We start from the raw sequence: 11,666 nt of genomic DNA on the forward strand, positions 1-11,666 counted from the left end.
ATAAAAAATTAACAACAAGATATTTACCTGAGCATAAATACTGCGTACGCTATGGAATATACGTAAGGAACGACTAGGCTATTGGCGTTTCCTTACATAATCCCCCCCCACGAGGCCCCCATGAAAATACTCCTTACTGGTGCCACAGGCTACATTGCCAAGCGGTTATTGCCTGTTCTGGCAGAGGCAGGGCATACCCTGGTGTGCTGCGTGCGGGACAAGAAGCGCTTTCATTACGCCCCGGAATATGCCGCGCAGGTGCAGGTGATTGAGGTTGATTTTTTGCAGCCCGCCAGCCTTGCTGCCATACCGAACGACATTGACGCGGCCTATTACCTCATTCATTCCATGACCACCACAACGGGTGATTTCAGCCAGTTGGAGCAGCAGTCTGCCGAGAATTTTGTACAGCGGCTGGAAGAAACCAACGCCAAGCAAATCATTTTTCTCAGCGGCATTGTGAACGATGACCATCTCTCCAAGCATTTACGGTCACGCAAGAATGTGGAAAGCATTTTGGCAGGGGGCAAAATACCCCTTACTACCTTGCGGGCTGGCATTATTATTGGTTCTGGCAGTGCCTCGTTTGAAATAATCCGCGACCTGGTGGAAAAACTGCCTGTTATGGTTGCCCCGCGCTGGCTGGAAACCCGCTGCCAGCCCATAGCCATACGCAACGTCATTCAGTACCTTGCCGGGGTGTTGCTCCATGCCGGCACCTTCAACCAAAGCTTTGACATTGGCGGGCCAGACATTCTCACCTTCAAGCAAATGCTGCTGCAGTTTGCCGAGGTACGAAAGTTGCGCCGCTTCATTCTTACTGTGCCAGTTATGACACCGCACCTTTCTTCTTACTGGCTCTATTTTGTTACTTCCACCAATTTTTCCCTGGCCACAAACCTTGTGCATAGCATGAAGAATGAGGTGGTGTGCAAGCCCAGCCCCTTGCCGGAACTGGTGCCGCTCTCCCTTATTCCCTACAAGCAAGCGGTGGCCCTTGCCTTTGATAAAATTGAACAAAACCAGGTGCTTTCCAGTTGGACAGACGCCCTGACCAGCCCCACGCTGTATAACGGCATTGCGGCCCACATTACCCCGCCCAGCATGGGCTGCTTTACCGACATGCAAAAGGTGCCCGTGCAAAACCCTGAAGTAGCCCTTGAACATATTTTTTCCATTGGGGGCAAGCGCGGCTGGTATTATGCTGACTGGCTGTGGAGCATACGCGGTGCCCTAGACAAAATGTTGGGCGGCACAGGCCTGCAACGCGGGCGTAAGAATGCAGATACCATTCAAGCGGGGGAAACCCTGGATTTTTGGCGGGTTCTTGTGGCAGATAAAGCCAATAAGCGATTGCTGCTGTACGCGGAAATGAAACTCCCCGGCGAAGCCTGGCTCGAGTTTCGCATCACCAACGGCAATGAACTGGTGCAAACAGCCACCTTCCGCCCCCTGGGGGTGCTTGGGCGCTTGTACTGGTATTGCAGCCTGCCCTTCCACCTGTTTATTTTCAGTGGCATGGCCCATGCCATTGCAGGTGGCAGTACAAAGCGCCCCTAGCATAACGCCCGTAAAGGTTGAATACGTTTTTATTCACCCGCCCAGTACCACCGCCCTGCCAGCCTTACGGCCGCCCACATGGCCCAGGCCCGTGCCCGCTTCCACCCGCCAACGGCCCCGGTGCATTGCCGCAGCTGCAAATCTGCTGCTTGGCGCATGGCCGGGGTGCCGCCTAGCTGGTAGTCAATATCGTGCTGGTTGCAACAGCCTTCACAACTAATACGCCTGCCGCCCAAGGCATAAATCCAGCGAATGCCCCCGGAACAGCCGTTCACCACCAAGGCCAGTTCATCTTCTGCAATGCCCTTGGCCTTAGCGTAAGCAATAGTTTTAGCATCATACGGCATGGTTATACCCGGTAGGCCACCTTAATAGCCTGCACGCCTTCCACCGTTTCTGCTATGTAGGCAATCTCTTCCATCACCTGCCTTTGGCCCGTAAGCATGGCTGCAATGGGTTCCCACGATGCCGCATTGACCAGAATGCGGGCGGTCATTTCTTCCACGGTAAGGTTCTTTGTGGCTGCAAGGCCCCGCACAAAGGCCGCTTCCGCTTCCGGGTTCTGCGTCAACTCCCGCGCCTGGGTGGCCTGCCGCTCCCAGGAGAGCACTTCTTCTGCTGGGTACCCGGCCTGAATAAACCCCATCACAGCGCTATAGCCTGCATTAATCTCTCCCAGTTTGGCAGTGCGGGCTTCATTCAGAGTGGGAGGAATAACAGGCTTTTCCACTGTCCATCCCTCTGGCAACGGCCCCCAGGTTTCTATTTTGCACGGGCTACCATCCGGCAAAAAGCCTTCCTGGCCCCGGTGGTCTGGCGTGGCAACCCATGCCCCTTGCACCAAGCGCCAGCGGTGGTGTTCCGGCAAATCATCGTCTGGTAGTGAGGTCAACACAGCCCCCAGCGCGTCAATCATATACTCCCCGGTAGCCGGGTTAAGCTGGGCTGGGCGAGAACTGGTTAAAAAGCTGTCTGTATCCAAAAAATAGAGTGTTGGCGCTTGCATAGTTAAACCTCCGTCTTATAGCGGCCCAAATAAATGGCCATGGGCTTGGCGTAACTTTGTGGGTGGGTTGTTGTGCCAAATCTGGCGCTGCCATATAGGCTGTCAGTGGCAACACCCACAACGTGATTGTAAAGCGTTGAATAGCCTGCCCCGCCTTCTCTTTTTTGCAGGTCATCATGAGTCGAATTAGGAGATGACGGGGCAACATAGTTAACAAGACCAATAATGCCATGCCTATGCCCTTGTATCTGGTCTTGTTGGTAGCTCCCCGCCTGCCTGCCCACGTCATATTTCATAGTGCCAGCTCGCCAAGCACGGGGGAACAGGCCGCCAACGTCTGGTAGATAAAGACCAGTTTTTGCATCGTTCAAAACCCAATAGGCTGGGAACGTTGCAGCATAAGCCTGTGTCGTAGACATAATATACCCTGCATCGTATTCAGCTTTCAAATCAGGCCAATCAGCAAACAGCACAAGGCTGCGGTCGGACCACACGCAGTTAGGGTATAATTTTATGCCAGCCAGGGGAACTTCCATGCCGGGGCGAAACTGCATGCGGGGATAAGCCCATTCCGGCCCCCGCGCCCCTATAAATAGCCCTTTGCCTCTATCTGCATCTGTAAACGCAGGCACAACCGCCGCGGCCCTGTCTGCTTCAGCTTTAGCCCGTGCCACCTGAATGCTGCCTTCTTCGCCAACCCTGGTCGCCTGCGCGTCGCCCACAGCAATAAGGTGTGCTTCCAGCCCTGTAATGTCTGCCTCAACTTTGTCTGCATACCCCATGGCTCTGTCAGCTTCTGTTTGGGCGGCCGTTGCATTTTGCTGCACATTGGCAGCATACTGCTGCACAACACCAAGGCTGGAAGCTGCTTCACTGGCGCTGGAAACAGCCATATCACGTGCTTGCAGCAATGAGGTACACAGTGCTTCCGGCGTTTCTGTGCTGGCAATATCCACCATCACAGCACGGGAAACACGCTCTGCAAGTTGGGCGCACAAAAGGGTGAGCTTATCAAGACCGTACTCCAGTACCTCGGCATCCAGAATTCCGTTGTTATACAAATCTATTTCCTGGGAATAGGGCAAATCCAGGTGCACCACGAGTTCATGGTTTGCTGGAACAAGATACCCCAGGCTTCCGCCGCGCCGTTCCGCATTGGTTTTTACTGTATACTCTGCGTTATAAAGCAAGGCTCGACCAGATCCCGAAGGGTCTACCAGCGTAGCCCTTACATGTTCTGGTTGCAAAAAAGGAAATGGCACGGGCCACTGGCTTTGTATGCCATCCCCTTTATACCTCTCCCGCCACATAACTGAGGCATTTACTGTCATTGTTTTGTCTCCGTTTTTTTGGCCCCTTGAGGAGCCGGGGAAAGTACCGTGTGACCTGGGTCGTTCACGGGCGTACCTACCGCACTTCCAGGGGGTGTATTTGCCAAAGCCTGTGCAGCGGGCACACCATTGCCCTGCTCGTTTCCAGCAGTGACGGGGCTCGCTGTTTCAGCGGCAGTGCTTCCCCCGAGCATTTTTTCTATTTGCGGGGTAAGGCCATAGCGCATTCCTGCTGCCAACATGGCCCCTTGCGCCCGGTGCAACAAGGCTGCTTGCTGGGCTGCCGCTTTTTTCGCTTCAGCCCGCAAGGCGGCATCTGGCGAATTCATTGCAGTATCAGCCAGCAATGTCATGTTTGTTTCCACATCCACCTTGCGCCGCTCCAGTTGCTCCATGCAGCCATCCAGGTGTTTTCTCACTGTCACATCACGGTGGCGCAAACTCACAGCTTCTAGGGTACCAGCAAGTTGCTGTTCCACTGCATTGCGGGTTTCCCTGTCTGTAGCCCGACTTGCCAGAACCTGTATTTTTTGTTGTGCCCGTGCGGCAAACCCTTCTTGCCCAGGGCGCATTTCTTCTTCAAGCATTTTCTTAAGGGCGGATTCTCCCTCTGCCACAAGGGAAAGTGCAAAAACCCCTTTGGCATCGCGGGCCTGGGTACTTTCCTGCGGCAGTTGTTGCCCGCGCCCCACCACAGCAGGGCCTTTGCCCAACCAGGTGCCTTGTTCACCCCCACCGGGAATTTGTAGTGCCATTGTCTTTTCCTGTGGTTACAGTGTAATATATGATTACGCCCTGGCAAAGCTGCCCAGCAATGACGTGCCAAGGTTAATGAACGGCGTGGCCTGCTCCAGCCCGCTTGGCCCTGCCTTGCCTTTATCTTTTGCGTACCCCGCCTGGGTCAGCAGGGTATTTTTTTGCGTCAGCAGGTCTGCATCGCGTTCCTGGCCGCTTCGGTTAATGGCAAACAGGTCTTCTGCCCCGCGTGAGGTATTGTTCAAAAGCATATCCAGGGCAGAGCCCGAGTTGCCTTCCACCCCGTTCACAGCAGAAAACAAGCGCAACTGCCCGGCCTGGGCGGCTGTTTTGCGCTGGGCATCTCGCTGGGCCAGCAAGGTGTCATAGGCATTTTTCTTGCGCTCGTTTTCCACCAGGTCAGCTTCATACTGCAACCGTGTAGCGTCATTTTTTGCAGTTTGCTTGGCTGCCTGCTGGGCAGCTTTCTGCTGCGAAGAGGTGTTTATGGTTTGTACCGCAGCCTGCACTGCGGCAAGAACAAGGGGAATTGCCATAATAGTGCACATGGTGGCACCTCCTTTTCACATAAAAGTTCATGCTATTCTTTCACTGTTCCAGGTTGTTTCCGGCCTAAAGCAATGTTTCGGCTTCCGGCAGGCAATAAAAAACGGCTGCACACCAGCCCTGGGCATGGTTTGTGGCTGCGGGCAAGGCCTGCACAGTAAACCCCATGGCAGCAAGCCAGGCAGGCAAAAGCATTCTATTGCGTTGCTCAGGCCATGCCACCATGTTGCACAGGTGGGGAAAACGGGGCTGCACTTCACGCCGGAAAAATGCCGCAATAGCCCCAAAACCACCGGGAAACCGATTCAGGCTTGTGGTGCCCACCATCCAGGGCACCCACCATGCTTGTGCCCCCCCCGGCAACGCCCCTTGTATAAGAGCCTGTGGTAGTGGACAAAGCCCCCCAACCCCCAAAGTACACTGCCCGCGTAGCAAAGCGTAGCGCACCGGGCTCTGCTGGAACGATTCATACACAAGTTGCTGTGCATTTTTTTGCCCACCAGCCAGTGTTTCCACATAGTTCGCTTCTGCGGCATCTTCCGGCCGCAGTTGGGCAAGTGTGGTGTGCAGGTGCTCCTGCCCTGCCGCCTGCATACAATAGGGGCCATAATGAACTTGCTCAGGCAACGGAACCATGCTGTTTGTATCCTGCATAGGTCTTTGCCCGTTTCCAGGTAACGAGGGAGGGATTGGGCAATGGCCTTGCCTTATGGGCGAATGCGGCATTACATCTCTCCTATTTCCACCTCACAGCTTACGGCTGTAAGCGTGAAAGGAAGGGGTTCAGCCTGCCGGAAACACACCCCGCCACGGGTGGAAATAATGGCATCCACCAGCACGGAATGTTCCCCTGAATACAGGTCACTGCTGGTGCCAAGTGGCTGATTCACGGTACGCAACAATAACGGGCGCATACTCCCACCTTCCGCACCCACCTGCCCGCCAAGGCTGCCATACAAAGCAAGGCGTACCCGCCCCACCCGCCGGGCCATGCCCAAGGACTTTCCCTGAAATTCAACAGGTTCTGTCATCATGGGAACAATATCGCTGGTGTAGCCAAGGCCCACATGCACAACAGAGGCAGGAAAATCCAACGAAACCGCACCGTTTTGCACCACCCGAGGGGGCAGCACCATGCCATTTGCCAGCAATTGCACTTCCATGCCTTCCAGATGGTGCAACCCAACAAGGCGAGAAACCGGGGCTCCGCGCCAGGTAAGACCGCAGTCCACAAAGAATGCGTCTTCCGCCTTGTCGCTTCTAAACATGGGGGCAAGGCGTTCCACACTGAGGAATGATTCAGGTTTACCGTTTTGCATTTTGCGTGTGCGGCGCACAAGCAACCATAGTTCGTCATCTTCCTGCCCGGGAATAACGGTTACAGCCTCCACAATCCCCTGGGTTTCATGCCTGTGCCAGGAAACCACGGTGTGTTCACGAATAAAGGTCAACCCCAACAGGGTGCCATTATCCAGCACGCACCACAGTACAGAATGGGGCGATTGCTGCCACACCCAGTCTATAATGCGCCTGCCAAGGAAAAAATGTTCTGCCAGCAAGGAAAGGTTTGTGCTGGCGTAGCTGTCGCTATCCAGGGCGTAGCGTAATTCACGCACGACGCGCCCCCCGCGTTGCACATAAATAACGGTGTCGCCAAGGGTTATGGCCGGCAGGCAGGCAGAACCATATGAACCATAGCGCTCCACCTGGCAGGAATTGGGGGCAAGGGGTTCAGACCCATAGCCTGAAATGGCCCACTCCCCATCTTCCGTACCCACCAGCAGTGTTTTGCCCCCAAGCATCCAGTTAATCTGGCTCACGCGCTCTGCTGCAATGGTTACGGTGCACGCATCATCGCCTTGCAAGGGGTAGGAAATGTTCATGTTGTGGTAATTGCCAGACCTGCTGGTCCATATGGTTTGCGGTGCTTCAAACGCTCCCCCAAAGCACAGGCGCTGCTGGTAAAACTGCACCGTCATGGGGTAGTTCCCTTTCTTGGTAAATACGGCCTTACTTTCCGGGGCACCCACGCTGAAGTCTGCGGCTTGTCCCCTGTCGGTATAGGAAGTGCCTGTGGCCCTTCCTATGAGGCCATAGTTGCCCACCCCGGCGTCCCCCCGGTAAATGCGGTATTCACGTGCCCCTTCCGCTTCTTTCCAGGAGAGTCTTATGTAGCTGCCTGTATTGAGTGCACTTGCTGCCATGCAGGTTTTCACAGGGCTGGGCAAACTTTCTTCATCTGTCTCTTTATTAATGGCTGTTACCACATAGGCGTACTCACGCTGTGCACTGCCTGTTACCGCAAGGCTGATGAGCTCCGGCGGGGCTTGGGATGCTTGAAAGGCAAGGGGCACAATTGTCCAGTTGGTGTGGCTGCGCCGCTCCAGCCTGTGGGGTGGGTAATGCGGGCTTACCATGTACATAACGTCTGCAGACTGACAAAAACGCAAGGAATTCACATGCTCCCCGGCATACGGGGTGGCAAGGCTCAGGGCAGCATTATTGCTGTCTGTAATCAGCCCCTGTTTATGCCAAAAGCGAATACATTTGTGTGTTACTTCCAGCACATAGGTTTGGTCTGTGTTAAACACAAAAGGAATAAGCCGGGCTGCCCCCTGGGTAGCGGTTGCGCTGGCTTCCCCCATATATTCCGTGCCGGGCCGCCGGTACGCGGGGCCATGGGGAAGTACCAGCATGTTTTTCAGGGTACGGCAGCCTGCGGCATAGCGGCCCTGGTCTGTACGGGCTGCCATGTGGGGGGAAAGTTCCCCCGCATTGAAGCTTGTTTGTACAATCATTGTTTTTGGCATGCTTACCTCGCAATCAGCCAGGGGTCTTGTTCTGCCGTTTGCGGGGCATGCCCACCCTGCACGGCATCGGCAAGGCGAGCAGCTTCAAATGCAGCAGAAAACCGTTCCGCCATTACCGCTTCCAACCGAATACTGTTGACCAGGGCAACAGCAAGGGAAGTTGCCAGCCTGTAGGCCAAGGCATCAATAAACAGCGGGGGGTACAAGGTTGCATCGGTAATACACACCGTTACTGCGGCTTGTGCAGGGGCAGCGTTTGTGTACACATAGCCCCCCTCACCCACTGCAAAAGAACTTTCCGGCACCAACCGCTGCACGGCAATACAATCCACAGGAATGCGGTATTTGTGGGCAAAGCCTGTGGCAAGACCTGCCTGCACAGGCCCATTCAGGGAAGGGGTTACAGGTTCTGCCACAGAAGCCAGATACAAATAACGGGTGGCAAATGCCCAATGGTGCATGCCCAAAAGAGTTTGGCGCGCATGGGGGTATGCCCGCAGGCACAAATCGGCTTCCCGTGTGTTCTGGGCAAGGGAAAGTACTTCTGCTGCACCCAAATGCCGCAACGCCATGTTGCAAATGGCAATTTCCCCCGCAGCCCCGCCATAAAAGGAAACGTTACTCATGATTTTCTCCCTTCTTGCTTCGTACAAGGGTGAGCATTTCACGCAGCACAGGCAAAGGCAGAGTGCGCTGCACCACCACCCCCTGCTGACGCAAGGCGGCCAGGAGTACAGATTCGCCAAACGACTGCACTGCACGCTGTATGCTTGTAGTGCTGGTATGCATGGTGGTCTCCTTATGTGTTATGGACCCGCTGATTCATCCGCGGTTTTTTATGCTTTGTTACCCTGGGGATACTTGCTTGCCAGGCATGGGGAAAGGCAACCTGCGCCTGCTGCCTGCCCAATTCCCCATGCCCTTTGTGGGGGAGGCCCCCCACATTCAATTTTTACCGTGGCAAGTAGCTAAAGGCCGCATCCACACTGCCCTTGGCAGCGGCATCGTCTGTGGCCAGGGTCAGGCGTACATAGCGCTTCAATTCAGAGGGAAGCGGCAACCTGCCAATAATATCGCCCTGTTCCCATGCCCGTGCTGTGGTGCCAGTTGCCAGACGAAAGGTAATGGGAACCGGAGTAAAACTGGTGTTGTCATCACTTTCTTCCAGGCCGAAGGAAACCGCTTTCTGCGCTTGCAGGGCAACCGGGGCAGAAGCAGTAAACACCACCTCAGCGGCACCCAACATGGAACCCGCCCGTTGCCCCCCGCCATTGCCCACGCTTTGGCTATTCTGCGGCAAGGGTTGTTCTTTGGCCAAATACTCTCCATATACACGCAACTGATGATTATACATGCTCGTTCCTTGTTCTGTGGTAAAGTTGTATGGGGTAGCTGTGCCGCCTCCCCCGTAATTCTCAGGCAAACGGCTTATTCGCAGGCCACAAAAAAGTTACAGGGCAACGGCTTTTTCCGTGCCATCCTGAAAGTTATAGGAAGTAACAATTTCAATGCCATTCCAGTGGGTTACCTGCCTGTCCAGGTCTTTGCCACCAGGGGTAATGTGCAGGGCAGAAGCCTTGTAGCGGCACAGCATGTTGCGGGCCTTTTCGTGCATGAACAGATAGGTTGAACCAGGAATCGCCCGCACAGAAGCCAGCAGATCATCCACCATAGCTTCCGTAGGCACATTGTCTTTATTCACGTTAACAAGGGCTGCTACAGAATGCTTATTGGCAATTTGAATACCAAGGTAGGCCTTCAGACGCATGCCATACACCAGCACACCCTGGTGCTTTCCGGTGGGGGCTTTGTACAAGTTGCCGCCGTTCATGGGTTCTGTGTTCAGAATGCTGCCCTGGGTAAAGCATTCAGGGGAATACAGGCCGCACGTTTCCGAAGAAATAAAGCGCACAGCAAGAATGCTGTAGTTGGTGTTAGAGGTGGAACCTGCACTCATGGCGCTTTTGTTTTTCAACGCATAGGCCCGGAAGTTGTCATACAAAATGCGCTGTTCTGCGCTCATACCCGACTTACGCACCACCTTGGGCAACTTGCGGGAAAAATAGGCTTCCTTGCCATGGAACATTTTGGCCATGTCTTCGGTGCATTCAATTTCCCCCCCCAAAATGGAAAGGTCTACCTTGCGCAGGTTGCCCACCACATCTACAGCGGGCAGGGGCGCGTTCATTTCCACCCAGCCAGCGCCAGTAATATCGTCCACTTCTTCATACATATTCCACAAGCCGTGGCTGGCCTGCTCAAAAGGAATAATGCCAAGAATGGGGGCTTCTTCCGTAAGCTGGTCCACCTGTTTTGGCTGGCGCTTGGCAAACTGCCCGGAAAGGTCTTTTAATGTTTCACCCATAATGCACTCCTTGAACGTGTTATAGTGTTGGCGAACTCACTGTTTCCAGCCCATGCAAGGGCACTGGGCCCAGCCTGGCTGCAAAGCATTACTTGTTTTTGAAAACCACTTTGCGCAAAAACTCTTCCGTGCTCATGGCCTCATTGGGGGCTTCGCCGCCTTTAGCGCCGCCAAAGGAATCTTCCCCCATGCTGGCCCCTACTTCAGCCATGAACTCTGCCACCACCGGGTGGTTTCCAAGGCCTGCGTTAAGCAGGGGCATAAGCCTTCCCCCCATGCGCTTATCAAACGCCACACAAGCCTGCCGCGCTTTGGACAGACGTTCCGGGTAGCGTTCCCGCCACAAAGCGCGCAACTGTGTTTCACACTGTTCATGCATTCCTTGAGTGGCAGAATCCTGCTCTCCCAGATAAAAATTTACCGCCTTCTGGGCTTGCTCCGGGCTCAGGCCGGAATCGGCACAAAATTGCTTGAACCGCCCCACAAGGGCCATATCCCGTGCCTCCTCTGGCAGGGAGTCTGGCAAGGTAATGGCGTAATCGTCCACTGTGGGCAAAGCGGGGGGTTGCTGTGCCTCTGGGGCCTGTGCATTCAAGGGGGCCTGTGTGCCCACGGTTTCTGCCATGGGGGCAATGGGCTGCCCTGGCTGTACTGGTTGGGCCCCTATATACCCGCTGCCAGGCAATGCTTCCCCTGCTATGGGGGCAACTTCAAACTGTTCCATGTGTGCACTCCTTTATTGTTGTGAAAAGCATGCTACAAATACAGAAAATCACTACGGCACAAGGGTTCTGCCCAGTGACCGGGCCTGGGCAAACTGCATACGTACATAGGCTTCCGGGTTTGCCTGGGCAATTTCAGCCAGCCGTTCCCTGGCGTAGTCGGCAAGGGCAGCGGCAGCAAATACTTGCGGTGCTGGCTGGCAGAGCAAGGCAAAACCATCTGCCGCTTCCAGCCAGTGCAGCAACACCCGCACCCCCACGCCCCCTGGCAACTGCAACACCATGTGCAATGCTTCCAGGTAGGCGGCATACCGCCTGCGCCGGCTGGCTGGTGCTTCTGCATTCTGGTCTGCCTCATGCGCCCCGTTTTCATAGGGGCCAAAGGCAAAGGTGCTGCCCTTTTCCGGCTGTTCACTGGCCCACAGCCCATGCAGAGCACTGCGCGCCGTGGCAAACAACGCTTCAAGTTCTGGTTCAAAGGTTAACGGTGAAGTTTCTGAACTGTTGGCTTCACCCGGTGCAACCGGATCTTCCGAAGAATGAGTCATGGTACGCGTCCTTATGAATGGG

At 54.9% G+C, this 11,666-nt stretch carries 14 protein-coding genes; 1 reads left to right on the plus strand and 13 read right to left on the minus strand.

Going from position 1 to position 11,666, the window contains the following annotated elements; genetic code table 11:
• Positions 1–120: 120 nt before the first annotated feature.
• A complete protein-coding gene (locus G497_RS0100330; protein WP_027186649.1) occupies positions 121–1,560 on the plus strand; it encodes an SDR family oxidoreductase in 1,440 nt (479 codons plus the stop codon).
• A gap of 29 nt (positions 1,561–1,589) precedes the next feature.
• Here G497_RS0100330 and G497_RS15925 read toward each other — a convergent pair whose 3' ends face one another.
• The 13 genes from G497_RS15925 to G497_RS18765 all read right to left on the minus strand — a co-directional run bounded on the left by G497_RS15925 (position 1,590) and on the right by G497_RS18765 (position 11,644).
• Entirely contained in the window at positions 1,590–1,907 is a 318-nt protein-coding gene (locus tag G497_RS15925) for a hypothetical protein (RefSeq protein ID WP_034635917.1), read from the minus strand.
• Positions 1,908–1,909: 2 nt separating this feature from the next.
• A complete protein-coding gene (locus tag G497_RS18760) occupies positions 1,910–2,566 on the minus strand; it encodes a hypothetical protein (RefSeq protein ID WP_027186651.1) in 657 nt (218 codons plus the stop codon).
• A 2-nt stretch (positions 2,567–2,568) separates the two neighbouring features.
• Complete coding sequence (locus G497_RS0100345; RefSeq protein WP_027186652.1) at positions 2,569–3,897, minus strand: hypothetical protein; 1,329 nt, start codon at positions 3,895–3,897, stop codon at positions 2,569–2,571.
• The gene (locus G497_RS0100350; protein ID WP_027186653.1) at positions 3,894–4,652 is read right to left on the minus strand and encodes a hypothetical protein; all 759 of its coding nucleotides are present in this window, start codon (positions 4,650–4,652) and stop codon (positions 3,894–3,896) included. Before G497_RS0100350 ends, G497_RS0100345 begins: the two co-directional genes overlap by 4 nt.
• Positions 4,653–4,685: 33 nt before the next feature.
• Positions 4,686–5,201 carry a virion core protein, T7 gp14 family gene (locus G497_RS0100355; RefSeq protein WP_027186654.1) on the minus strand — a complete coding sequence of 172 codons (516 nt, stop codon included), beginning with the start codon at positions 5,199–5,201 and terminating at the stop codon, positions 4,686–4,688.
• Between the two features lie 64 nt (positions 5,202–5,265).
• Positions 5,266–5,835 carry a hypothetical protein gene (locus G497_RS0100360; RefSeq protein WP_156907857.1) on the minus strand — a complete coding sequence of 190 codons (570 nt, stop codon included), beginning with the start codon at positions 5,833–5,835 and terminating at the stop codon, positions 5,266–5,268.
• A gap of 89 nt (positions 5,836–5,924) precedes the next feature.
• Positions 5,925–7,997: a phage tail protein gene (locus tag G497_RS0100365; protein ID WP_245576323.1), complete on the minus strand. Its 2,073-nt coding sequence runs from the start codon at positions 7,995–7,997 to the stop codon at positions 5,925–5,927.
• Positions 7,998–8,011: 14 nt separating this feature from the next.
• On the minus strand, positions 8,012–8,635 hold the full coding sequence (locus G497_RS0100370; protein WP_051257675.1) for a phage connector family protein: 624 nt from the start codon (positions 8,633–8,635) through the stop codon (positions 8,012–8,014).
• Positions 8,628–8,798 (minus strand): hypothetical protein, encoded by a 171-nt coding sequence (locus G497_RS20010; protein WP_156907858.1) that lies wholly within the window; start codon positions 8,796–8,798, stop codon positions 8,628–8,630. Before G497_RS20010 ends, G497_RS0100370 begins: the two co-directional genes overlap by 8 nt.
• A 163-nt stretch (positions 8,799–8,961) precedes the next feature.
• On the minus strand, positions 8,962–9,363 hold the full coding sequence (locus tag G497_RS0100380; RefSeq protein ID WP_027186658.1) for a hypothetical protein: 402 nt from the start codon (positions 9,361–9,363) through the stop codon (positions 8,962–8,964).
• A gap of 96 nt (positions 9,364–9,459) precedes the next feature.
• Positions 9,460–10,374 (minus strand): major capsid protein, encoded by a 915-nt coding sequence (locus tag G497_RS0100385; protein ID WP_027186659.1) that lies wholly within the window; start codon positions 10,372–10,374, stop codon positions 9,460–9,462.
• A gap of 88 nt (positions 10,375–10,462) precedes the next feature.
• Entirely contained in the window at positions 10,463–11,098 is a 636-nt protein-coding gene (locus tag G497_RS15935) for a hypothetical protein (RefSeq protein WP_051257676.1), read from the minus strand.
• A 51-nt stretch (positions 11,099–11,149) separates the two neighbouring features.
• Positions 11,150–11,644, minus strand: a complete 495-nt coding sequence (locus G497_RS18765) for a hypothetical protein (protein ID WP_051257677.1) — start codon at positions 11,642–11,644, stop codon at positions 11,150–11,152.
• Positions 11,645–11,666 lie beyond the last annotated feature (22 nt).

It is taken from the genome of Desulfovibrio cuneatus DSM 11391 (assembly GCF_000430005.1).
Taxonomy (GTDB): domain Bacteria; phylum Desulfobacterota; class Desulfovibrionia; order Desulfovibrionales; family Desulfovibrionaceae; genus Frigididesulfovibrio; species Frigididesulfovibrio cuneatus.